This window comes from Staphylococcus sp. FSL W8-0305 (assembly GCF_037966415.1).
GTDB classification, from domain to species: domain Bacteria; phylum Bacillota; class Bacilli; order Staphylococcales; family Staphylococcaceae; genus Staphylococcus; species Staphylococcus aureus.
In genome coordinates this window covers 2,230,645-2,254,220 of sequence record NZ_CP150198.1, presented here as the reverse complement: position 1 = coordinate 2,254,220, position 23,576 = coordinate 2,230,645, and the positions used below count along the sequence as shown (strand labels likewise).

At 33.1% G+C, this 23,576-nt stretch carries 22 protein-coding genes and 3 pseudogenes; 12 read left to right on the top strand and 13 right to left on the bottom strand.

Features of this window, described 5'->3' with window-relative positions:
• Positions 1-84: 84 nt before the first annotated feature.
• The 5 genes and pseudogenes from NST10_RS10895 (at position 85) to NST10_RS10875 (ending at position 7,541) form a co-directional block, all read left to right on the top strand.
• A pseudogene (locus NST10_RS10895) lies at positions 85-1,496 on the top strand (PLP-dependent aminotransferase family protein).
• Between the two features lie 685 nt (positions 1,497-2,181).
• Positions 2,182-2,877, top strand: a complete 696-nt coding sequence (locus tag NST10_RS10890) for an ATP-binding cassette domain-containing protein (protein ID WP_000382892.1) — start codon at positions 2,182-2,184, stop codon at positions 2,875-2,877.
• Position 2,878: 1 nt separating this feature from the next.
• A complete protein-coding gene (locus NST10_RS10885) occupies positions 2,879-3,649 on the top strand; it encodes an ABC transporter permease (RefSeq protein WP_000536961.1) in 771 nt (256 codons plus the stop codon).
• Positions 3,650-4,153: 504 nt separating this feature from the next.
• Entirely contained in the window at positions 4,154-6,118 is a 1,965-nt protein-coding gene (locus NST10_RS10880; RefSeq protein WP_000192183.1) for a fructose-1,6-bisphosphatase, read from the top strand.
• Between the two features lie 343 nt (positions 6,119-6,461).
• Complete coding sequence (locus NST10_RS10875; RefSeq protein WP_303661161.1) at positions 6,462-7,541, top strand: hypothetical protein; 1,080 nt, start codon at positions 6,462-6,464, stop codon at positions 7,539-7,541.
• A gap of 104 nt (positions 7,542-7,645) precedes the next feature.
• Here NST10_RS10875 and NST10_RS10870 read toward each other — a convergent pair whose 3' ends face one another.
• The 3 genes from NST10_RS10870 to NST10_RS10860 all read right to left on the bottom strand — a co-directional run bounded on the left by NST10_RS10870 (position 7,646) and on the right by NST10_RS10860 (position 9,741).
• Positions 7,646-8,239 (bottom strand): alpha/beta hydrolase, encoded by a 594-nt coding sequence (locus NST10_RS10870; protein ID WP_000400028.1) that lies wholly within the window; start codon positions 8,237-8,239, stop codon positions 7,646-7,648.
• Between the two features lie 21 nt (positions 8,240-8,260).
• On the bottom strand, positions 8,261-9,229 hold the full coding sequence (locus NST10_RS10865) for a ring-cleaving dioxygenase (protein WP_000183734.1): 969 nt from the start codon (positions 9,227-9,229) through the stop codon (positions 8,261-8,263).
• A gap of 77 nt (positions 9,230-9,306) precedes the next feature.
• On the bottom strand, positions 9,307-9,741 hold the full coding sequence (locus tag NST10_RS10860; protein ID WP_000376235.1) for a MarR family transcriptional regulator: 435 nt from the start codon (positions 9,739-9,741) through the stop codon (positions 9,307-9,309).
• Positions 9,742-9,966: 225 nt separating this feature from the next.
• Between NST10_RS10860 and NST10_RS10855 the strand changes: the two genes are divergently transcribed.
• Both NST10_RS10855 and NST10_RS10850 read left to right on the top strand, forming a co-directional pair.
• A complete protein-coding gene (locus NST10_RS10855; RefSeq protein ID WP_000067112.1) occupies positions 9,967-10,251 on the top strand; it encodes a GNAT family N-acetyltransferase in 285 nt (94 codons plus the stop codon).
• Between the two features lie 174 nt (positions 10,252-10,425).
• Positions 10,426-11,232, top strand: coding sequence for a VOC family protein (locus tag NST10_RS10850; RefSeq protein ID WP_000863968.1), 807 nt, complete (start codon positions 10,426-10,428; stop codon positions 11,230-11,232).
• Positions 11,233-11,352: 120 nt separating this feature from the next.
• On the opposite strand, the gene NST10_RS10845 is transcribed toward NST10_RS10850, so the two are convergent.
• On the bottom strand, positions 11,353-12,024 hold the full coding sequence (locus NST10_RS10845) for an NAD(P)H-dependent oxidoreductase (RefSeq protein ID WP_000069098.1): 672 nt from the start codon (positions 12,022-12,024) through the stop codon (positions 11,353-11,355).
• A 269-nt stretch (positions 12,025-12,293) separates the two neighbouring features.
• On the opposite strand from NST10_RS10845, the gene NST10_RS10840 reads away from it, so the two are divergent.
• Together NST10_RS10840 and NST10_RS10835 are read left to right on the top strand one after the other, a co-directional pair.
• Positions 12,294-13,286, top strand: a complete 993-nt coding sequence (locus NST10_RS10840) for a D-lactate dehydrogenase (RefSeq protein WP_000161541.1) — start codon at positions 12,294-12,296, stop codon at positions 13,284-13,286.
• A 407-nt stretch (positions 13,287-13,693) separates the two neighbouring features.
• A pseudogene (locus NST10_RS10835) lies at positions 13,694-14,174 on the top strand (transposase); the annotation flags it as partial.
• 210 nt (positions 14,175-14,384) lie between these two features.
• On the opposite strand, the gene NST10_RS10830 reads toward NST10_RS10835, so the two are convergent.
• On the bottom strand, positions 14,385-15,185 hold the full coding sequence (locus NST10_RS10830) for a Cof-type HAD-IIB family hydrolase (protein WP_000237521.1): 801 nt from the start codon (positions 15,183-15,185) through the stop codon (positions 14,385-14,387).
• 229 nt (positions 15,186-15,414) lie between these two features.
• Complete coding sequence (gene srtA, locus NST10_RS10825) at positions 15,415-16,035, bottom strand: class A sortase SrtA (RefSeq protein WP_000759366.1); 621 nt, start codon at positions 16,033-16,035, stop codon at positions 15,415-15,417.
• Positions 16,036-16,228: 193 nt separating this feature from the next.
• On the opposite strand from srtA, the gene NST10_RS10820 reads away from it, so the two are divergent.
• Positions 16,229-16,720 carry a GNAT family N-acetyltransferase gene (locus tag NST10_RS10820; RefSeq protein ID WP_000617348.1) on the top strand — a complete coding sequence of 164 codons (492 nt, stop codon included), beginning with the start codon at positions 16,229-16,231 and terminating at the stop codon, positions 16,718-16,720.
• Positions 16,721-17,169: 449 nt separating this feature from the next.
• Here the strand turns inward: NST10_RS10820 and NST10_RS10815 are convergent, their stop codons facing one another.
• The 5 genes from NST10_RS10815 to NST10_RS10795 all read right to left on the bottom strand — a co-directional run bounded on the left by NST10_RS10815 (position 17,170) and on the right by NST10_RS10795 (position 20,158).
• Positions 17,170-17,340: a hypothetical protein gene (locus NST10_RS10815; protein WP_001549802.1), complete on the bottom strand. Its 171-nt coding sequence runs from the start codon at positions 17,338-17,340 to the stop codon at positions 17,170-17,172.
• Positions 17,341-17,401: 61 nt separating this feature from the next.
• Positions 17,402-17,500: a hypothetical protein gene (locus NST10_RS10810; RefSeq protein ID WP_031788498.1), complete on the bottom strand. Its 99-nt coding sequence runs from the start codon at positions 17,498-17,500 to the stop codon at positions 17,402-17,404.
• A gap of 18 nt (positions 17,501-17,518) precedes the next feature.
• Positions 17,519-18,418 (bottom strand): L-serine ammonia-lyase, iron-sulfur-dependent, subunit alpha, encoded by a 900-nt coding sequence (gene sdaAA, locus NST10_RS10805; protein ID WP_000460421.1) that lies wholly within the window; start codon positions 18,416-18,418, stop codon positions 17,519-17,521.
• Positions 18,419-18,431: 13 nt separating this feature from the next.
• On the bottom strand, positions 18,432-19,112 hold the full coding sequence (sdaAB, locus tag NST10_RS10800) for an L-serine ammonia-lyase, iron-sulfur-dependent subunit beta (RefSeq protein WP_001140238.1): 681 nt from the start codon (positions 19,110-19,112) through the stop codon (positions 18,432-18,434).
• Positions 19,113-19,114: 2 nt separating this feature from the next.
• Positions 19,115-20,158 (bottom strand): PTS fructose transporter subunit IIC, encoded by a 1,044-nt coding sequence (locus NST10_RS10795; RefSeq protein ID WP_000353634.1) that lies wholly within the window; start codon positions 20,156-20,158, stop codon positions 19,115-19,117.
• A 549-nt stretch (positions 20,159-20,707) separates the two neighbouring features.
• Between NST10_RS10795 and NST10_RS10790 the strand changes: the two genes are divergently transcribed.
• Positions 20,708-20,911, top strand: coding sequence for a hypothetical protein (locus NST10_RS10790; RefSeq protein ID WP_001177186.1), 204 nt, complete (start codon positions 20,708-20,710; stop codon positions 20,909-20,911).
• Positions 20,912-21,094: 183 nt separating this feature from the next.
• Positions 21,095-22,029: pseudogene (locus tag NST10_RS10785) on the top strand (DMT family transporter).
• A gap of 80 nt (positions 22,030-22,109) precedes the next feature.
• Here NST10_RS10785 and NST10_RS10780 read toward each other — a convergent pair.
• Both NST10_RS10780 and NST10_RS10775 read right to left on the bottom strand, forming a co-directional pair.
• A complete protein-coding gene (locus NST10_RS10780; protein WP_001228158.1) occupies positions 22,110-23,078 on the bottom strand; it encodes an alpha/beta hydrolase in 969 nt (322 codons plus the stop codon).
• Positions 23,079-23,198: 120 nt separating this feature from the next.
• The gene (locus tag NST10_RS10775) at positions 23,199-23,555 is read right to left on the bottom strand and encodes a thioredoxin family protein (protein ID WP_000240663.1); all 357 of its coding nucleotides are present in this window, start codon (positions 23,553-23,555) and stop codon (positions 23,199-23,201) included.
• Positions 23,556-23,576 lie beyond the last annotated feature (21 nt).

The window sequence follows — 23,576 nt, the reverse complement described above, 5'->3', positions numbered from 1 at the left end:
TTATTTAATATGTTATAATAATCTGAAAATTAAAAAACCTACCAGATTCTAATAAAAATTCCAACCAGATTGAGGATGACATTTATGACTAAATTTCAATATAAAAAAATTATTGATGATATTATTAATAAAATTAACAACGGTATTTTATCTCCTGGAGATAAATTGTACTCGCAAAGAAAATTAGCTAAGTACTATAATGTAAATAAATCCACAGTTATACAAGCTTTAGATATTCTAAAAAGCTATGGCATCTTAGATACAATTGAAAAAAAAGGTATTTATGTATCCCAGTATAAATGGAATTCTTATATTACCAATAATATTCATTGGCAAGATTATATAGGCAACAGCTTTTCTAAAAATAACCAGTATTATATTCAAAAAATTAATGAAATAGAATTTAATACTGATATCGTCCGATTAGGTACTGGAGAACTATCACCAAAACTAATTCCAAACCATATATTTAAAAAATATTAACTAATGATATTGAAGAATCTTTACAAACTAACTATGAAGAACCTAAAGGAAATCTAAAGTTAAGGATAGAAATAGTAAAGTATATGAAGCGAAGAGGAGTTGATTGTAATATCAATAATATATGTATTACATCCGGTGCTGTACAAGGTTTAAAACTAATTGCAGACGGACTGTTAATTCCACAATCTAAAATTATAATTGAAACACCATCATACATTAATTCCATACGTACTTGGCATAATATCAGAGCGAAAATTATTCCTTTGTCCATCAATTACATCAAACAGAATATTAACAATATCTTTAAATTAAATAGTGATTATAGGCACAGTATTTTTTACTGTATACCTACGCTGCATAACCCTACTCAAAATACTTATAGTAAAGAAGAGAAGCAAAAAATTATAGATCAATGTCATAAAGAAGGTATTCCAATTGTGGAAGATAGTATATACTCTGATTTATGGTTCAGCCCTAACCAACAAATTTCTATGAAAGCTTTAAAAAATAGTGATAATGTTTTATATTTAGGTAGTTTATCTAAAACTGTAAGTCCCGGTTTACGTATTGGTTGGATTATAGCAGATGAAAAAGTAATTCATCATTTAGCCGATTTAAAAATGCAAAATGATTATGGTGCAAGTTCTATATCACAGTATATTGCCACAACGTGGTTAAGTAATTATCATGAAGATCATTTATATAAATTAAAAATCGAACTAAAATTACGAAAATCTATTTTTATAAAGTCATTAAAGAAACATCTATCTAAGTTTGGATATTGGAATGAACCCCAAGGCTCATTTTATATCTGGTTTAAGCTATCTGTTCCAGTAAATATAAAGCTCTTATTTAACGAAGCAATAAAAGAAAATATACTAATACACCCAGGAGAAATATATGACATTAACTCTAAAAGCTATATCCGCTTTTCATACTCATATATCGACAAGGAAGAAATTGACCAAAGCTTAAAAAAATTAAGTGAAATTATAAATAGAATACGAACTTAGTTAACATTTATCACCCTTTATATAATTCATTTTATACATGCGTGTTATAATATTAAGCACAATACGCATTACATTTCATAAAAAACCTAAAATGCATTTTGTTATAAGATATTGGGATATTATACACATTTACAAATATTGACAATATGATCTATATCATCAAATATTATTTCATTGTATGAATATAGAAGTTTTATTAAAAGATAATAATGAGTACTATTAAAAAGGGAATTCCCCAAAAAATGTTTTGATTGGAAATTCCCTTTTTTAATTTTTATGTGGCGAATTGTTGCACTTAATTTGACAACCTAAAACTTAAGAAAATATTCAGTCACACAACCTATCTTACTTATTACTTATTTAATTCCGTATACCCATCTCACAAATCCATCTATAATACAAACTATCATTTTATATAAGCAGAATTTACCCTGTCTTCCACACAAACTGTTTTCGTCACTTTAATATGTCTTCTATTCAAAAAAGTCACTCATAACAAATTGCGCATTTTAATAAATTTAGCAATGCCATTTGCATGCTGCAAAAATACTCATATTAATATTTATATTTTATATTATTTAAGTTTTTTAAATCCATATTTTTATAACACTTGCTATGTGATAAAATTAATTTTGTATATATAATCTTAAGATTCAGATTATTTAATAGCAAAGGAGATAGTGATATGGATGTTTTAACAATAGAACATTTAACAAAGAAGATAGGTAATAAAACGATTCTCGACGATGTATCATTTAAGCTGAAACGCGGACAAATAGTTGGTCTTGTTGGAGCGAATGGTGCAGGTAAAACAACTTTAATGAAAGTTATATTAGGTTACTCTAGTTTCCAAAGCGGGAATTTTAATGTTATTAACAGCAAGGATAGCAAAAGCAATATCGGTGCATTGATTGAAAATCCAGGAATATATCCTTTTATGTCTGGATATGAAAACTTGAAGTTATTGAATGAATCAAAAAACACTCAAGATATCGATAAAATTGTCTCACAACTTCATATGGATGAATACATTCATAAAAAAGCTAAAACGTATTCTCTTGGTATGAAACAAAAATTAGGAATTGCTATAGCATTTTTAAATGAACCTCAATTTATTATCTTAGATGAACCAATGAATGGCTTAGATCCAAAAGCTGTGCGAGATGTACGTGAATTGATTGTCCAAAAAGCGCAAGAAGGTGTCACTTTCTTAATTTCGAGTCATATTTTAAGTGAATTAGTTAAAATCACAAACTCTATCCTTATTATTAACAAAGGTAAAATTGTTACAGAAACATCGGAAGAAGAACTTAAACAATTTAAAGATAATGATTTAGAAAATGTATTACTAGACATCATAGAAAGGGAGGATCAAGCATAAAATGGGAACTTTAATTAAACAAGAATGTTTCAAATTATTTAAAAAGAAATCAACTTTTATCGCACCTATTGTCTTTATTCTACTAATGGTTGCTCAAGGTTATATTGCTACAAAATACAATGAAATTTTTACACCACAGGAATCTTTTACATCTGCTTATAATGGTTTTTCATGGTTTGCATTTTTATTAATTATTCAAGCAAGTACAATCATTTCAATGGAATTTCATTACGGTACGATTAAAAATTTACTCTATCGTGAATATTCAAGAACAACTATGATTGTTAGCAAAATCATCACATTATTTATTATTTCTTTAATTTATTTTGTTATTACAATTATTGCTTCAATTGTTATTGGGTCTTTATTCTTTAATGATTTAAATATATTTGAAAGTAGCGGTAATCAATTATCTTTATTGAATCAATTATTATTAGTTAGTTTAGGTACATTTGTTGGTGTTTGGTTAGTTTTAAGCTTAACGTTGCTATTATCATCTGCAACTAATTCAACGGGTGTAGCCATTGCTGTAGGTATTGTTTTTTATTTTGCAAGTTCTATTTTAGCAGTTATTCAAACGGCACTTTTAGAAAAAATAGACTGGCTAAAGTGGAATCCTATTAATATGATGAATATTATGCTTCAAACAGTTGAAAAAGGCTTTAGTAAGTCGACGAAATTAGAACTTCATGAATTGTTTATTGGTAATATTGCTTATATTTCTATTTTCTTAATACTTGTAGTATTTATTTTCAAGAAGAAAAATATTTAGTAACTTAAAGTATTAGATGAATAAATACACACATATTTCATCGTAATTCAAAATTATTTTCAAATCCCTTCACCCAAATAATGGTGCAGGGATTTTTGATATGTCAGCATGCCACTCATTCTATCTTTAATATATTTCAAAATCCCCCCACTTGTAATGTACAAAATATGCTCACTTAAACGATAATCGTATCTCTGCCAAGCTATTTCAACTCTGCTTTAATATAAAAATTATTCTCCCGGATGGGATGCTTATATCTCTATCATGATATTTCAACGCCGCTTCAACAACTTTATCACTTCATATTTATGCGGGTACACTTCAACGCTACTAATATGAATGATACAACCACAGATTCTCAACACTAAAATTCACAATATGTTTACTCTATTTTTATCAATTCAAGCATACTTATTGAAAAATGTTAACATTTTCTTGATAATCATTGTAAGCGTATTAATTTTACAAACCAATGATTGAAATATACTACAGGAGTGACACACAATGACTCAAATTACTGAAAGAGAATTAAAAAAGAAATATTTGGATTTATTATCTCAACATTTCGATACTCCAGAAAAGCTTGCGACTGAAATTATTAATTTAGAATCTATTTTAGAATTGCCTAAAGGTACGGAGCATTTCGTCAGCGATTTACATGGTGAATATGAAGCTTTCCAACACGTATTACGCAACGGTTCTGGGAACGTGCGAGCGAAAATTAATGATATTTTCAAAGACAAGTTATCAACGAAAGAACTTAACGATTTGACTGCCCTTGTTTACTATCCAGAAGACAAATTGCAACTTATTAAATGTGATTTTCAAAATTATGGACAATTAAATGTTTGGTATATTACGACGATTGAACACCTCATTCAGCTAATTAAATATTGTTCTTCAAAATATACGCGTTCAAAACTTCGACGTGCCTTGCCGGAGCAATACGTTTTCATCGTAGAAGAGTTATTATATAAGAACAACGAATTTAAAAATAAAAAATCTTACTACGAAACACTTGTAAACCAAGTGATTGAGCTTAAGCAAGCGGATGATTTAATTATAGGGCTTGCGTATTCTGTACAACGCTTAGTCGTCGATCATTTACACGTTGTCGGCGATATTTATGATCGTGGCCCGCAACCAGATAAAATCATGGACACGCTGATTAATTATCATTCTCTGGATATTCAATGGGGTAATCATGATGTGCTGTGGGTTGGTGCGTATGCAGGGTCTAAAGTATGTTTAGCTAATTTACTACGTATTTGTGCACGTTATGACAATCTAGATATCGTTGAAGATGCATACGGTATTAATTTAAGACCTTTGCTAACATTAGCCGAAAAATACTATGATGCAGATAATCCTGCTTTTAAACCTAAAAAAAGGCCTGACAAACATGAACGTTTAACTCAACGCGAAGAAAGTCAGATTACTAAAATTCATCAAGCAATTGCGATGATTCAATTCAAACTGGAAATACCGGTTATTAAGCGACGTCCAAACTTTGAAATGGACGAACGACTTGTACTTGAAAAAGTTAATTATGATACTAATGAAATAACAGTATACGGAAAAACATATCCATTAAAAGATACATGCTTCCAAACTGTTAACCGTGATAACCCAGCAAAGTTACTACCTGAAGAAGAAGAAGTCATGAACAAACTATTATTGTCATTCCAGCAATCTGAAAAATTACGTCGTCATATGTCTTTCTTGATGCGTAAAGGCTCACTTTACTTACCTTGTAATGGCAATTTACTCATTCATGGTTGTATTCCAGTTGATGAAAATGGTGAGATGGAATCATTCGAAATTGATGGTCAGACATACAGTGGCCAAGAGTTATTAGATGTGTTTGAATATCATGTCCGTAAATCATTTGATGAAAAAGAAAATACTGATGACTTATCCACTGATTTAGTTTGGTATTTATGGACTGGGAAATACTCTTCACTATTTGGTAAACGTGCGATGACTACGTTTGAACGATACTTTATTGCAGATAAAGCTTCTCATAAAGAAGAAAAGAATCCGTACTATCATCTTCGTGAAGATGTGAATATGGTTCGTAAAATGCTCAGTGATTTCGGATTAAATCCAGATGAAGGACGCATTATTAATGGTCACACACCAGTGAAAGAAATTAATGGCGAAGATCCTATCAAAGCTGATGGAAAGATGCTTGTCATTGATGGCGGCTTTTCAAAAGCTTATCAGTCAACAACTGGCATTGCAGGCTATACATTGTTGTATAATTCATTCGGAATGCAACTCGTTGCACATCAACAATTTAACGCAAAAGAAAAAATTCTTTCCGAAGGTATCGACGAACTGTCAATTAAACGGATTGTTGATAAAGAATTACAACGTAAAAAAATCCGCAATACAAATAAAGGTAAAGAGCTTCAGGCTCAAATAGATATTTTGAAAATGTTAATGCATGATCGTTACTTAGACTAAAGACGACTTTTGATGCACGTGTCGTACACTTATTTAGAGGTGCTGTGTTTACGCATTGGCTACGCAAACGCGATGGTAAATAGGCGACCTAGCTACACCGAAAAAATCCCCTCACTATTACGAGTAGTGAGGGGATTGGTGTATCTATGCTAGTTCCTTGTTAACTGTATTATTACAACATTACAGTAAAAAAATGCAAAATTAACTAATAAATTAATAAAATGATCGACGCCCTTGCTTCTACTCCAATTTAACAAAATACTATATTAGTACTATATTTTTCATTCACATGTATGTTACATTTTCTATATTACTTAAAATTACGAAGGGACATTTTTAAATCATGCGCATCTTAAAAGAGTCCATTATTGTGGCATTTGCCTTTGTTGGTGTTGTCGTTGGTGCCGGCTTTGCTACTGGTCAAGAAATTTCCCAGTTTTTCACAAGTCATGGCGCGTATAGCATTTCAGGCATTATTGTGACAGGACTATTGATTACTTTAGGTGGAATGATTGTCATGCATACAGGTCATCATCTAAAGTCTAGAAATCATTCTGATTCAATTAACTATTTCTTATATCCCTCTATTGCAAGAGGTTTTGATATTATTTTGACAATGTTTATGTTGTCTTTAGCTATTATTATGACTGCAGGTGGCGCGTCAACCATTCATCAAAGTTTCAACTTACCGTATTGGCTGAGCGCACTCATATTAGTCGTGTTTATTTTAGCAACACTGTTTCTAAAATTCGATCGTTTAATTGCTGTGCTTGGCGGTGTTACACCATTTTTAATTGCGATTGTCATTATGATTGCGGTCTACTATTTCACAACGAGTCATTTTGATTTTACTGCCGCTAATAATGATGCTCAGATTCATAAGCAGAAATCATTATCACCTGGATGGTGGTTTGATGCGATTAACTATGCAAGCTTGCAAATTGCTGCTGCCTTCAGCTTCTTATCAGTGATGGGTAGTAAAGTTAAGTATCGTGACTCAACGTTATACGGGGGCTTGATTGGCGGTTTAATTATTACATTTTTACTCATGATGATTAACCTAGGTTTAATTTCTCAATTCGATAAAATTAAACACGTCGATTTACCTACATTAAAATTAGCGACACAAATGTCTCCGTCAATCGGTATTATTATGTCTGTCATTATGATACTTGTCATCTACAATACTGTTGTTGGATTAATGTATGCATTTGCGTCACGTTTCAGCGTTCCATTTAGCAGACGTTACTTCATCATTATTATTACAATGGCTGTCATCACTTATATTAGTACATTTATCGGTTTCATTTCATTAATTGGAAAAGTATTCCCTATTATGGGATTGTTCGGTTTCATCTTACTCATACCTGTACTCTATAAAGGTTTAATTAAGCGTATTACCGGCAAATCTCATATCGATTAAAATATCTATACTATTGTAAAATTTAGTACAACACTTCAAAATCAAAAAAGCGGACAGATGAAAAGTAAAAATCTTTTCCATCTGTCCGCTTCTTAATAGAACTGTTATTTCTCAAGTATTTGTTGACCAGCCGTTAATCCAGTTTCTGTAATTTCATGACCATTCACCCAAACTTCTTCGACTTGTGCCCCACGTGTCTTAAACAAGTTAATGACTTGTTCACTTGCAGCTAATGGCACTATTGGATCATGTTTCCCCATAGAAAGCAACACACTGACATCTGATAACTTCTTTGTTGACCTTACTTCAATTGGATATAACGGTGCATATAACAATGCTTTTTTAAATGGTGCTTCTGAACGCAACATTAAGTTAATCGCTATATTTGATCCATTTGAAAATCCAACAAGTACAGCCTTTTCAATATCAAAATCATAACGTTCAGCAGCTTCTTTAATAAACGTTAACAATTCTTGTCCCCGAAATGCCAAATCTTCTTCATCATAAACACCTTCACCAAGACGTTTGAAATAACGGTTCATCCCATTTTCTGAAACTTGTCCTCTAATACTTAACAAGTGATAATTTTCATTCAATGCTTCGCCTAATGGTAATAAATCGAACTCATCACCACCTGTACCATGCAATAATATTAGCGTCGGCGCACCATTTTGTCCTTCTCTAAAAATATGTTCCATCACAAATCCCTCTCATTCCAATTAATCATGTTGACGCTTCGTATTAAAAGGTCTAACTTCCGATTCTATATATTCTCTTTTATTTTCTAAAAATGGTGGTAAGGATAACCCTTCTCCTAATGTTTCATAAGGTTCATCTTCCATAAACCCTGGTCCATCTGTTGAAATTTCTATTAAAATATGCCCCACACGTGCATATAATGCTTCAAAATAAAAACGATTAACGATGCCTGAGTTGTTAATACCTACCTCTTTATATTTCGTTGCCCACGCTTCTATTGCATCATGATCTTTCACACGAAATGACACATGATGTACCTCACCATAACCTTGACGTGCTGCTGGCCCTTTATCATCTTTTATTAAGATTACCTGGCCACCATTGCCTCCTTCGCCAACTTCAAGTAATGCGATATTATCTTCATGCGCAATAGTTGTCATACCGTAAACAGTCTCTAAAATATTTTTAAAGTCGTCAAAATAACTTACTTTAATTTCAATGGGGCCTAATCCATAAATCGCTTTGTCTACTGGAACCGGTCCATTCTTCCAAGGTACACCAGGTGCCACCCCTTCATTTAACTCATCTGAAATTAATTGATACACTTGGCCATCGACTTCTTCAAATGGCAACACTTTTTTACCAAATAATTCTTGAATACCTTCATGTTTAACACCAAATTCATCAAAGCGCTGTTCATAATACATTAACGCGTCATCGTTAGGCACTCTAAAAGACGGTCTTGTAATGGAATTTGTTCCTGCCTGCCCTTTTGTAATATTTGGAAAATCAAAGAACGTCATGTCTGTACCTGCCGAACCAACGTCATCTGCAAAAAATGTATGATACGTATAAATATCATCTTGATTGACTGTCTTTTTAACTAAACGCATTCCTAATACTTCTGTAAAAAATTTATAATTACGTTCTGCATCATCTGTCATTGCTGTGACATGGTGAATACCTAGTAATTCATGATTATTTGTCATTTTATATACCCTCTTTATATTTTTAGTGTATTTATCTCGAAACCGAGATATTTTAATGTAAAATTTTAGTGCACGCCTTACACTTCTGTAGATTGTGCACTTAGTTTCTTAAACGCTTGTTGTAAGATTGTTAATTCATCCTTTGTTAACACATCAAACGCTTTTGTTAATGTCTCAGCATGCTTAGGGAAAATATCTGCCATTTGGCTTTGACCTTTTTCAGTTAAACAAGCCATATATACACGTTTATCATCTTTATCCTTTTCACGTGTAATCCAACCTTTGTCCTCTAATTGACTTACAACATATGAAATGCTGCTACTTGCGATTAATACGCGGTCTCTAATACGTTGAATTGGTTGCGGACCTTTATTATAAAGCAACTCGAGCACTGCAAATTCAGTAATATTTAAGCCGTATCGCTTTACGTCTTCTTTTGTAATTTGCTCTAATGTGTCTAACGCCCTATTCATTCCGACAAAGACATTGAGCGATTGTTTCGTTCGATCCATATCATCACCAACTTTTTAATTTATTTCGATTTCGAGATAAATTATATAGCTGAATGAATTTAATGTCAAGATACGTGTTTTCATCTTTATTTCAAATTGCACTTAATAAAAACGACTACATAGATGTGGCAATGTCGTCACATGACTGTCATGCACCTTTGACTTCGTTTAAGTTAAAATAGAATAGGGAAATACTATAATCAATCATGATAGGAGTTGATATGTATGAGTAACCTTGAAATTAAACAAGGCGAGAACAAATTCTATATTGGTGATGATGAAAATCATGCTTTAGCTGAAATCACATACCGTTTTGTGGATAATAATGAAATTAACATTGATCATACAGGCGTATCTGATGAACTCGGTGGTCAAGGTGTTGGCAAAAAACTAGTTAAAGCAGTTGTTGAACATGCTCGCGAAAATCATTTAAAAATCATTGCCTCATGTTCATTTGCCAAACATATGTTAGAAAAAGAAGATTCATATCAAGATGTGTATCTTGGTTAAATAAACCTCGCGATGGTGCGCCAGTGCCATCGCTTTTTTATTTGTTCGTATCAATATAAAATTGCGAAACATCATGTTATTTTGCATTTCAAACTTTTTGCTGTCAATTCATTTTCTTTTCTGGTATACTTTTTATACTAACTTATAGAAAAATAGAAAACGAGGCGATTCATAATGGCATTTCACGATAAAACAGCAACACAAGTGACAAACATTGAACTGAACGTAAGAGACTTAGACTTAATGACAACATTTTACAAAAACATTTTAGGACTATCCGTTAAAAGTTCTGACGATAACACAACCGTATTATCTGTTGGGACTGGTGGCCATACTCTAACGTTACATTTATTAGAAGACGGCCGTCAGACTTCCCCACGAGAAGCAGGACTTTTTCATATAGCATTTTTATTACCAACTACTGAGGATCTAGCTAACTTCTTATATTTCGTGGCACAAAAAAATATGGGCATCGGCGCTGGTGATCATTTAGTAAGTGAAGCTTTATATTTCAACGACCCCGAAGGTAATGGTATTGAAGTCTATCGCGATAGACCTTCATCTTCATGGGAATGGCAAAATGGCAAAGTTAAAATGGATACTTTAGAAGTTGATAGCCAAACCTTATTAACACATCGTACTGATGAAGGTTGGCAAGGAATGCCAGCAAAAGGCATGATTGGACACTTACATTTAAAAACACATGACTTAGACGCAGCATATCAATGTTACATTGAACAATTAGGATTCCAACATGTGTCTGATTTTCCACGTGCGCTATTTATGTCAACGAATCATTATCACCATCATATTGCTGCTAATACTTGGCAATCCAATCAAGCAAGACAAAACAATGCACAAAGTTATGGATTAACACATGTTGATATTTATCAACCCGACGCCTCAACACATACATTTACGGCACCAGAAGGGTTTGACATCACAGTTCATTCAAATACTGACCTTGTTCCAGAAAAATAATCATCCATACTTTATTAATACAATTTTTTCACGCAAAAGCCTGCGATTCATTTATGTAATCGCAGGCTTTTTTTATTGCTAACTTTTTAATTTTATATATTTAGACATACTGTATTCTATTTATTCTTTTGGTCCAACCCATTCAATAACATCTTCATATGCTTGGCGTGTTTTATTTTTCGGTGGATCTTGTTGTCTGTAGCCAAATGCAACCATCACTGATAAACCAAATTGCTCAGTATCTAAGATACCTTTATTTGCTAAAATGTCTGTCACTGTATCCAGACTAAAACCTTCCATCGGACATGAATCAATACCTAACAATGCGGCTGTCGTCATCATATTGCCTAATGCGATATACGTTTGTTTACTTGACCAGTCATACAAGGCTTGATCATTATCAGAAATATGGAAATCTGCTTGGAATGCATCGAATTTTTGTTCAACAGCTGGAATCGTTTGTGCCTCATATTTTTTAATATCTCTTAACATATGTTGTACATACGGTGATCTTGACGTTACATTTTTACGCGCAAAAATTAGCACAAAATGGCTCGCTGTATCTAATTGTTTCGCTGCGCCCCAACTGTGCGCTTTTAATTCATCACGTAACGCTTGATCTTGAATCACGACAAACTTCCAAGGTTCTAACCCAAGAGAACTTGGAGACAATCTACCTGACTCTAATATTGTTTCAAAATCTTCTTTCGAAACTTTCTTTTGTGGATCGAATTGCTTAGTAGCATGTCTGAAATGAAATGCATCCATAATTGTTTGATTCATATTGCTCATTGAACATAGCCTCCAATTTTTATATTTATTGCTATACAAATTATACTTCATGTTTTAAAAAGACTAAAGTAATCCGTTTGCAATTCACTATAACTTGTGCACATGTTATAAGTTTTCTGCAATAAAACACACTTTTGAATTTTGGAAAATTTAGTGTTATAATATATTCGTGATATTTTTCACAATTAAATTGTGGCGTGATTTTAATGTGCATAATCTTTAATTTCACTCATTTACTTTTCAATCTTTTAAAAGCGAGGTTTTTAATAATGACAAAAATTATGTTCTTTGGTACGCGTGATTATGAGAAAGAGATGGCATTAAATTGGGGGAAAAAGAATAATGTCGAAGTAACTACTTCTAAAGAGCTATTATCAAGTGCTACAGTCGATCAATTAAAAGATTACGATGGCGTAACTACAATGCAATTTGGTAAGTTAGAAAATGACGTTTATCCTAAATTAGAATCTTACGGTATTAAACAAATTGCACAACGTACTGCTGGATTTGATATGTATGATTTAGATTTAGCTAAAAAACACAACATTGTGATATCTAACGTTCCTAGTTATTCACCTGAAACAATTGCAGAGTATTCTGTTTCTATCGCCCTACAATTAGTGCGTCGCTTCCCAGATATTGAACGCCGTGTACAAGCACATGATTTTACTTGGCAAGCAGAAATCATGTCTAAACCAGTTAAAAATATGACTGTTGCAATTATCGGTACGGGTCGTATCGGTGCTGCTACAGCTAAAATATATGCAGGATTTGGTGCTACAATTACAGCTTATGACGCTTATCCTAATAAAGATTTAGACTTTTTAACTTATAAAGATAGTGTTAAAGAAGCTATTAAAGATGCCGATATTATTTCTTTACATGTTCCAGCGAACAAAGAAAGCTATCATTTATTCGATAAAACAATGTTTGATCATGTGAAAAAAGGTGCAATCTTAGTTAACGCAGCACGTGGTGCAGTCATCAATACACCTGATTTAATCGATGCAGTGAACGATGGTACTTTGTTAGGTGCTGCGATTGATACTTATGAAAATGAAGCAGCATACTTCACAAATGACTGGACTAACAAAGACATTGACGATAAAACATTATTAGAGTTAATCGAACATGAAAGAATTTTAGTAACACCACATATTGCTTTCTTCTCTGATGAAGCAGTACAAAACCTTGTTGAAGGTGGTTTAAACGCAGCATTATCTGTCATTAACACTGGTACATGTGAAACACGTTTAAATTAATATATATTTAAACAGGCTGGGACATAAATCCCTAAAAAACAGCAGTAAGATAATTTTCAATTAGAAGATATCTTACTGCTGTTCTATATTTATACAATACTTCGTATTGAATGGCTTCGCTATGCCCATCTGGCACATTACTGTAAAATTCTATAAATAGAATTTTTGATGATGGGTCCCTTCCTAGGGTGCCGTCTCAGCCTCGGTCTTCGACTGGCACTGCTCCCTCAGGAGTCTCGCCATTAATACTACGTATTAACATGTAATTTTACTTTTAAATAATTTAAAAAATAAGACACTTTGCCAAACTTGCACATAAATGTATAATTCAATAATTTGAATTTTCTGTGTTGGGTCCCTTCGTATAATTTAATAAATACCACTAAACTAAATTAATGAAGTGCCTTATGTATAAAAATTATAACTTGATCCAACTTACACTACCAATAGAAACTTCTGTTAGAATTCCTCAAATTGATATTTCGCGATATGTTAATGAAATTGTTGAAACGATACCTAATAGTGAATTCGATGAATTCAGACACCATCGTGGCGCAACATCTTATCATCCAAAAATAATGTAAAAATTATCTTATATGCATACACTCAATCTGTATTTTCTGGTCGTAGAATAGAGAAACTACTTCATGACAGTATTCGAATGATGTGGTTAGCTCAAAATCAAACACCTTCTTATAAAACTATTAATCGTTTTAGAGTAAATCCTAATACTGATGCATTAATTGAATCTTTATTTATCCAGTTTCATAGTCAATGTTTAAAGCAAAACCTTATTGATGATAATTCGATTTTTATTGATGTACAAAAGTAGAAGCTAATGCCAATAGGTATACATTTGCGTGGAAGAAAAGTATTCAAAATCATGAATTGTTTTATTTTGTATATCTGTATCAAAATCGATTTGATTAAAATCCGCTTTATTTTATCATCTATTCAAATGATTTTAGTGCGCTTATTTTACTATGGCATTATTGCCTAACCTGTTTGAGATATATTAATATTTGATGATTCGTATTCAAAGTTTTCATTTAACATGTATTTAGTATCATGATAGCTGCTTCATTGATAATCTACTTCCTACTTTTTCAACACTTCTTGTTCGATAATCGTTAAAACACCCTGCTTATCATTACTTGGAGCGACAGCAGAGGCAATATTGAACAATTCTTCATCATGACTGTTTTCCATCACATAACTATGCTTAGCGAATGCTAGCATATCTTTATCATTATTCGCATCTCCGAAGGCCATGAGCTCTGAAGAAGACATTCCCCATTTATCTAACAATCGTTTTAATGCCTGCCCCTTAGTCATGTTTGGCATAATAATATCAATGCTATCGTGCCCACTTGAGACAAGTTTAATATCATTGCTGAATTGCGTTGCTACTTCTTCGTCAACATTCGGATGCGTCTCACGATTAATATTAAATGCTATTTTGACATAATCATCCTCAGGTAATTGTTGTAGACTGTCAATTTCTTTTAACTGATGATAATAAAATCTCGTATCTTCTTTAAATGCTTCAGAAGTATGTTTTAAAATATACGCGCTTTTCAAACCACAGATGACGAGTTGATCAATACTTTGGTTCATATTTAAGTAATCGACAACCTGTTGAAACACCTGACGATTAAAGCTTTTATAATTATATAACTCATTGCCTTTATAAATAACTGCACCATTTTCAGAAATAAAATACATATCTCTATCCCCGAAAATAGACTTCAACTTCGCATATTGATTACCACTCGCAGCAATAAATGTAATATCTCTATTTCTAAGTTCAGTAAAATTCGCTTCAAATCTAAGTTTATCGTATGTCTTTTTTGAATCTAAAAACGTCCCGTCCATATCTACCGCAATAGCCTTAACCATGATTATCCTCCTCATTGCTCTTTTAGTCGTCTTCATTATATCCATCTCATGACAAGCAATGAAGTTTGTCATACCACAATGAACCTATATTCACATTTTGAAATTGCTTTCATATATGCAAAACACATTACACTGGATATTAAATTACTTTTTACCTCACACCAAACAAAAAAACAGTCTCTCAATCAAGACTGTTTTCTACTTAATATTCATCCATTATCACAATGGATTATTTGACTTCTGTAGCTACAAAGATTTTACGTTTTTCCCAAACGCCTGTCTTTTCATTGTAATCATCACAAGTAATTAATGTTAATTGTTTATCTTTACCTTTTTGTTCATCTAGAACTTCTACATCTGTAGGCTTAACATCTCTTATACTTGTCATTTTATACTTACGTGTTTCATTACCAACTTTAAAGTAAACCATACTACCTTTTTTGGCTGCTTTAAGATTTGTAAATTGATAGTTCGGACGGTCAATGAAAGTGTGTCCTGCAATTGAAATATTTTGATCATCTAGTGATTCATTTTCTTCTGCAAAGCTTACACCTCTATTTAATTGTTCAGGTGTTGCTGGTCCTGGATATACTGGTTCTTTAATATCAGCATCTGGAATTTCAATATAGCCTGCCACTTTTGATTTATCTTTCGGAATCTGAGGTTTAGCTTGCTGCTTATTGTCTTTACTCGCCTGTTCTTTTACATTTTTATCATATTGTTCAATCTTTTCATCTTTATCTTTATCGTGAAGATAATTATCGATATGTGGTTTAGCAAACAAATATGCTGCCACTAGGATAAGTACTACACCAGCGATTGTCATTAATCGATTTGTCCATTTTTTCATACGTTAAGGCTCCTTTTATACATTTCACAATGCCTATTAACATTTCATATAGTATACCATTAATTATAAAATGACTCATAGCAATTCATTTTATAATATTAAATTTGCACATATATTGTCACGTTAGATTTCATTACACATATTTGCATTCAAATAACGAAACGCTTTTAATAATTACTAAGGGGGAATTGTTATGATTAGATGCGCTAAAAAAGAGGATTTAAACGCTATATTAGCGATATACAATGATGCCATTATCAATACTACAGCTGTTTATACTTATGAACCACAAACCATAGACGAACGTGTCGCATGGTTTGAAACGAAACAACGTAAGCATGAGCCTATCTTTGTATTTGAGGAAAATGGAAGTGTCTTAGGGTTTGCGACGTTCGGTTCGTTTAGACCTTGGCCAGCATACCTATATACAATCGAACATTCTATTTATGTCGATGCTTCAGCTAGAGGAAAAGGTATTGCTAGTCAATTGCTACACCATTTAATTGTGGAAGCAAAAGCTAAAGGTTATCGTGCACTAGTTGCAGGCATTGATGCTTCCAACAAAGCGAGTATTCAGTTGCATCAAAAGTTTGCTTTTAAGCATGCCGGCACACTGACCAATGTAGGTTTTAAATTTAATCAATGGTTAGATTTAGCATTTTACGAATTAGATTTACAAGACTAGTAATATTTGAATCACATAATATAAACAAGACAACCATGTTAATTCACTTAACATAACAAGCCAACATATAAAATTTTAAACTTCTCAGGGAAGTGGGACAGAAATGATAAAGAGCCACTAATGATTTATTATGTAGTGGTTCTTACACATTAGCCACAGCTAATGTGTACTTAAAAATAGGAATACATGAGTAAAACTCATGCATAAGAAATACTTTTTCTATAGAAAAAGTATTTCTTTATCGTCGTTCCACCCCAACTCGCATTGCCTGTAGAATTTCATTTCGAAATTCTCTGTGCTGGGGCCCCTGACTAGAATCGAAAAAAGCTTGTTACAAGCGCATTTTCGTTCAGTCAACTACTGCCAATATAACTTTGTAGAGCATATTACATTGATTTACATCGTCCCTTTTATTTATTCTTTTCAAATACTATCCCCATAGCTTTGATTTAACGCTTTTTCTCAATAACAAAACGAATATAGTAGAACATGAAAACGATAATCATGCTGAGCGATAAAGATTTAAATAATAGATTGACCCACGTTCCCTCAGTCGTATATCCATATGTAATCGTTGTGTTAATGATGAATGCTATAAAGATGATTGATAGTCTTAGCATATCATCACTCCTTTTAAGTTATTTTAGATATACGGGGGCGCTTTTGCAATCACTATTTTGATTAGCATGCATTTCCCATAAATTTTTCAACTTTATGAAAGATAATTAAGAAGCATCTATCTGGTACTAATGATCCAGACAGATGCTTCTTTTTTATCAATATTTTATTGTTATCTCATTAATTATTTTTAACCATATCTTCAGCTGTGCCAAAGATTTTACGTTTAATTGCTTCGCCAGTTGGTGTGCCTGCTAGTCCACCCAATCCAGTTTCACGTAATGATGCAGGAAGGTTACGACCAACCTTATCCATTGCTTCAATAACTTCATCAACAGGGATTCTACTTTCAATACCTGCTAATGCTAAATCTGCTGAAATTAAAGCGTTACCCGAACCAATTGCATTTCTCATAACACAAGGAATTTCAACAAGTCCGGCTACTGGGTCACAAACTAAACCTAATAAATTACTTATCGCTAATGCCATAGCGTGCCCGGATGCTTCTGGTGATCCTCCGAATATAGCTACTGCTGCAGCTGCCGCCATTGCAGATGCTGAACCAACTTCAGCTTGGCAGCCACCTGTTGCACCAGCTACACTTGCATTGTTTGCTACGACACGCCCAAACAATGCTGAAGTGAATAAGAAGTCAATCATTTGCTCTTCTGTTAAATCATGTGTTTTTTCTAATTTAAAAAGTGCACCGGGAATGGTACCCGAGGAACCAGCTGTTGGCGTTGCACAAATAATACCCATCGCAGCATTGACTTCATTTGTTGCAATGGCACCTTTGACTGCATCAATCATTTCATATCCAGACAAAGCATGATGTGTTTCATTATAATCACGTAGTTTAGCAGCGTCATGACCAGTGTAGCCCGTTACACTTTCAACGCCATCACCTGTCGTCCCTTTTATTACTGCGTCTCGCATGACATCTAAATTTTGTTTCATTTGCGCTCGCACTTCATCACGTGATTTACCGCTTAATTCCATTTCTTCTTTAACCATGATATCCGCAAATGACATATTATTTTCTACGGCATAATCTATAGTCTCTCTAATTGAATCAAACATGTTTATTCCCCCTCTAATTTATATAGGAAACGTTTACGTCACTGTATTTCTCTTTAATTGTATTTAATGTCGATTCTGAGATTGCTTTATTTAATGGTATTACAACCAAGCATTTATCTTCATCTATCATAATAAATTCATCTTTACAGTCTAATTTCATATCGTTGATATCATTAATGAAATGATTTACTTGTGCTTTAGTCATATTTCCGTCAACAACTAAAATTGGTAATCCATGATTTAAATCTACTTCTAGTCCATTTATATGAATACCTTTAATTTTAATTGTACCACCACCGATTGAAATACCGATAATTTCAATGTAGCGACCATCATTACGAAATGATTTAATATAAGCACAGTTTGGATGTTGACCAATACTATCGCCTTCTTCTTCGACGATATCTATTTTAATACCATCATCAGCTGCAATTTCTAATGAAGATTTAATTCGGTTATCAAATGTTGAATATCCCATTGCTCCACCCACAATAGCGACATCTGTACCATGTCCTTGGTGTGTTTGAGCAAATGATTCATAATAATGTATTTCAATATTTTTAGGAATATCTCCCAATATTGCGCGTGCTGAATTCCCAATCTTTACTGCACCAGCCGTATGAGAACTTGAAGGTCCCATCATAACTGGTCCGATAATATCGAAAGCACTTTGATAATCATAGCTCTTTGCCATAATTAAACACTCTCCTTAATATGATTCTTTTTGCTCGGCATTTTAAAGTTGATATTCATTAAATTAAACTTATTAATTAGTGTTCCAATAATATAGGCTAAGACAATGCTGACAATAATCACTGTTGCGATTGTTACAATTGATGTCACTGCATTATTAAAGCCAAATAATACGATGGCACCTGCAATTGGTGTTGCCATACCTTTGACACCTATTACTAGTCCGCTAAATGTCACGATACATGCGTTGACGACCCCAATCAGTGCATTTGTACCATATAGTTGTACTGGATATTGCGCTATTAAATCAATTTGCGTCAATGGCTCAATACAAACTGCAAATGCTTTTGACGGTCCACCAATGTTTAATTTTCGGAATAAAATAAGGTTAACAAATGAGCTACCTGTACATGTTAGTGCTCCAATAGCCATAGGAACACCTGTCAGTCCTAATAAACTTGTTAATACCATTGAACTTAGCGGTGTCATACCTGTAACAGGAATCACTAGTCCTAAAATGACCGCTAATGCATATGGATTGTTATCACCTACCGCAGTGACAGCACTACCTATTTGTTTTAATGTTGCTAGCACACCAGGTGTAATGATTGATGCAAGTCCGAAAGCAATTGCTGGTGCAAATAAGATCACCACAATTAAGTCCAAGCCTTCTGGAACTTTCTTTTCAATCCATTTAATTAAAAAAGCTACGCCATAAGCTGCGATGAATGCTGGTAATAATTTAAAGTCATGTAATACTAAACCAACAATGACCGCAAATACTGGTGCAACGCCTAAGTTTAAGCACGTTAGAATACCTACTGCGATACCGCTTAAACTTCCTGCTAAATCCCCAATATCTTGTAGAAATTTAATATCAAATACGCCACCAATAGCGTAACTTAAGAATGCTTGTGGTAGAAATGTCGCACAAGCTGCACCGGATAATGCTTGTAGTCCTTGTTTACCGTACGGTGCATACTTTAAAAATAGCGTCATGATCACTAAAACCAAGACTAATGTGCCTACACCTAACAGAATATCCATTTCCCAAAAACCTCTCTCTATGTTTATTTTATTTTCAGACCATAAACATCGTACACCCTTAAGAAAACGTTTTCAACTTTTATCTGTTATCAAATCAAATATTTAAGTGAAATATTTGATATTTGTGAAAGATTTTTAAAATGGATTGTTTCAAAAACTACTTATGTTGTCATTAATATTTACTAATTAACTTTTTACTCTATATTTCAAACAGTTGTGTGACAGTTTTTTGATAACTTTTTTACATCTGAAAGTAAGTAATATTTCTAAAAACTTTTAATATTTATACATTTTATCTTTCGAGCTATTTATTTCTTATTTTTGTGCTGTGTTTATAAAACCGCACACTATATTCAAAAATAACTTATTACACATATATTTGCAATAAGATAATTAAAGTAGGATATTATTTTTAGTTTTCTGATAGGAATGATGATAGTCTATAGGTTGAATCTTTACTTTTTTTAAAGCTAAATTTACATCAACTTAACAATGGTTGGTTATACTGAAGATGAAAATATTTAGTATAACTTAGTGGAGGCGATAAAGGTGCAATTGAGTCATTCCGTTAAAGTTGCAATTTCTATCTATTTAGCACTTATCTTTATAACGTTCACTTCTTATTTAGTCATTATTTTATATACGAGTATGACTGGACATGATGTATCACATTTCGTTTTAGATAGTCAGCATTCTCATCATGGATCTCTTACGCAAAAACATTTGAGTCTTCCTGAAATCTCATTTAAATAGTTTATCCTCTGTGTTTCAACATTCATTTCCCATATCGATTCATTTATCTATCATCCAGACCACTACATCTTAGATGATTTTTTTTATTTTCTCATTTCACTCTTTCTTAAAAGTCGATATAATGAATTAAATCATTATCATACACTGACATATTTTATGTTGTTGGTGTTAAGTTTTAAAGGGGTGAGATACTTGGTGAATAATCATTCAGCTTTGCGTTTAAAAGGAATTATACTTGCCATTGTCGGTGCTTGTTTATGGGGATTAGGTGGTACTGTTTCTGATTTCTTGTTCAAATATAAGAATATTAATGTCGATTGGTACGTCACTGCTCGACTTGTAGTCAGTGGTGTTTTCTTACTTATTATGTACAAAATGATGCAACCCAAACGTTCTATATTTAGCGTATTCCAAGATCGACGTATGTTAGGCAAATTACTTATCTTCAGTATACTGGGCATGTTAGTTGTACAATATGCTTATATGGCATCTATTAATACAGGTAATGCTGCGATTGCAACATTACTACAATACATTGCGCCAGTCTATATTATTATTTGGTTTGTCATAAGAGGCGTTGCAAAACTAACATTATTTGATGTGCTTGCTATTATCATGACACTATTAGGAACATTTTTATTATTAACGAATGGTTCATTTTCTAATTTAGTCGTCAATCCTGCAAGTTTATTCTGGGGTATTTTAGCTGGTGTAGCACTCGCTTTTTACACAATTTATCCTTCAGACCTACTTAACCGCTTCGGTTCGATTCTAATTGTCGGGTGGGCAATGCTTATTTCTGGTGTTGCGATGAATTTACGCCATCCAATTTGGCACATTGATATCACTAAATGGGACATATCAATTATATTATTTTAATCTTTGGTATTATCGGTGGTACCGCACTCGCATTTTATTTCTTTATCGACAGTTTACAATACATATCAGCGAAAGAAACAACATTATTCGGAACTGTTGAACCTGTCGTAGCCGTTATCGCAAGCAGTCTATGGTTACATGTGGCATTCAAACCATTTCAAATCGTAGGCATCATTCTTATTATGATTTTAATTTTATTACTATCCCTTAAAAGACAACCTGAAACATTAGATGAATAAGAAAACTCTGATAATCACTTTAGCAAGTAACTATTTTTAACAACGTAGTTACCTTATAGGTGATATCAGAGTTTTTTATTTTAGTTAATAATATTTTTCACTTGGTATAAAAAGCGTCGTCGCTCTGGTATCGGAAATACTGGATAAATATGGAATTGGTAATATCCAGGTATAAAGTCATGTTCGATACCTTTTGCACTCAACAATTGCGATAAGTTCAAAGCATCTGGGTACAGTACTTCTTTTGTGCCAACAGTTAATGTAATACGACCTAAACCATCTAAGTCACCATTAATTGGCGATACTTTGTAGTTATCTAAAGGTGTGTCCCCTGCCCATTGTTCAGCTAAGAACACACTGCCATTCACACCTACCATTGGGTCTTTCTTTAAGTAGTCAGGAATTTCAGGATGCTGCATCGTTGCATCTAAAACTGGTGAAATTAATACAATATGTCCTGGTTGCACAATATGTTTTTCTTTTAACAATTGAGCAAATGATAGAGCAATTTGACCGCCCGCAGAGTCACCCATTACAACGATTTGTTTAGAATCTGCTACTTGATTCAATAAATCATGGTACAACTTTTCAAAAAGCACATACGTCGCTTGATAATCTTGATGCGGAATCTTCGGATATACTGGCATGATGACTTTAGCATTGAGTGTTTCTGCAAGTTCATCAATAAATTCGAAATGAATTTTGAGTGGGTCTTGGAACCATGCGCCTCCATGTGCATATAATACAACGCGTTGATGCTTATCTTGTTTATCGTTAACGGTATAAACGGTTGAACCGTAGTGCTTATCCACTTTTACTGGCATCTTAAACTGATAATGGGTGCCCTCATATTCACCTGCTGTCTGTGGCGCCATTTTTTCTAATGCTTTCATCGCTTCTTCTTTATACATAAAACGACGCTTAGCTCTAGATAATCGTATACCTTGTTCTAACATATAACTTTTCACACTGCGTTTTTCTTTAATTCTAATATGTGCGTATGCCGCTACTAAAAATCCAAACGCAAGTGTAGACCATTTTTTACGCATTTGTCGTCACTCCTCTTTGATGATTTCTACTATAGTATTAATGTACCATGCTGATTCTTATTACTACCAATATTTACTGGGAAATAAGTTATAATGTCTACATAATCTTAGCAATACTAATCATTTGCGATATTCATGCTCATCGACATCGTTATTCACACTATCATTCATTTGCTTAAGATGATGTTCAAAACGTTGCATATCGATAAAACGCCCTTGACGATGCATTTCTTTTCCATTCATAAAAATTAAATCCACAGGTACAGTGAAAATATTTAATTCTCCAGCAATAGCTTCCACCTGACTTTGATTAATCACAGCTAATGGCACATTGGGGTATGATTGCATCAAGTCTTCAATTTGTGGTAAAACGGCATGACACACGCTACACTGATCGCGCATGACATGTACAACTGCTAACGGATATTGATGAATAAATTCACGGAATGCTTCGACACTATTTAATTGCTTAACCATTTCGAACACCTTCTTACTTTT

Bases quoted from the DNA above. Each gene is read 5' to 3' on its own strand.
- NST10_RS10870 (WP_000400028.1), bottom strand. From the start codon at position 8,239: ATGGAACATATTTTTAGAGAAGGACAAAATGGTGCGCCGACGCTAATA.
- NST10_RS10780 (WP_001228158.1), bottom strand. From the start codon at position 23,078: ATGCGTAAAAAATGGTCTACACTTGCGTTTGGATTTTTAGTAGCGGCA.
- srtA (WP_000759366.1), bottom strand. From the start codon at position 16,035: ATGAAAAAATGGACAAATCGATTAATGACAATCGCTGGTGTAGTACTT.
- NST10_RS10885 (WP_000536961.1), top strand. From the start codon at position 2,879: ATGGGAACTTTAATTAAACAAGAATGTTTCAAATTATTTAAAAAGAAA.
- NST10_RS10890 (WP_000382892.1), top strand. From the start codon at position 2,182: ATGGATGTTTTAACAATAGAACATTTAACAAAGAAGATAGGTAATAAA.
- NST10_RS10820 (WP_000617348.1), top strand. From the start codon at position 16,229: ATGATTAGATGCGCTAAAAAAGAGGATTTAAACGCTATATTAGCGATA.
- NST10_RS10845 (WP_000069098.1), bottom strand. From the start codon at position 12,024: ATGAGCAATATGAATCAAACAATTATGGATGCATTTCATTTCAGACAT.
- NST10_RS10855 (WP_000067112.1), top strand. From the start codon at position 9,967: ATGAGTAACCTTGAAATTAAACAAGGCGAGAACAAATTCTATATTGGT.
- sdaAB (WP_001140238.1), bottom strand. From the start codon at position 19,112: ATGGCAAAGAGCTATGATTATCAAAGTGCTTTCGATATTATCGGACCA.
- NST10_RS10850 (WP_000863968.1), top strand. From the start codon at position 10,426: ATGGCATTTCACGATAAAACAGCAACACAAGTGACAAACATTGAACTG.
- NST10_RS10840 (WP_000161541.1), top strand. From the start codon at position 12,294: ATGACAAAAATTATGTTCTTTGGTACGCGTGATTATGAGAAAGAGATG.
- sdaAA (WP_000460421.1), bottom strand. From the start codon at position 18,418: ATGTTTGATTCAATTAGAGAGACTATAGATTATGCCGTAGAAAATAAT.
- NST10_RS10865 (WP_000183734.1), bottom strand. From the start codon at position 9,229: ATGACAAATAATCATGAATTACTAGGTATTCACCATGTCACAGCAATG.
- NST10_RS10880 (WP_000192183.1), top strand. From the start codon at position 4,154: ATGACTCAAATTACTGAAAGAGAATTAAAAAAGAAATATTTGGATTTA.
- NST10_RS10795 (WP_000353634.1), bottom strand. From the start codon at position 20,158: ATGGATATTCTGTTAGGTGTAGGCACATTAGTCTTGGTTTTAGTGATC.
- NST10_RS10875 (WP_303661161.1), top strand. From the start codon at position 6,462: ATGCGCATCTTAAAAGAGTCCATTATTGTGGCATTTGCCTTTGTTGGT.
- NST10_RS10860 (WP_000376235.1), bottom strand. From the start codon at position 9,741: ATGGATCGAACGAAACAATCGCTCAATGTCTTTGTCGGAATGAATAGG.
- NST10_RS10815 (WP_001549802.1), bottom strand. From the start codon at position 17,340: ATGCTAAGACTATCAATCATCTTTATAGCATTCATCATTAACACAACG.
- NST10_RS10830 (WP_000237521.1), bottom strand. From the start codon at position 15,185: ATGGTTAAGGCTATTGCGGTAGATATGGACGGGACGTTTTTAGATTCA.
- NST10_RS10775 (WP_000240663.1), bottom strand. From the start codon at position 23,555: ATGGTTAAGCAATTAAATAGTGTCGAAGCATTCCGTGAATTTATTCAT.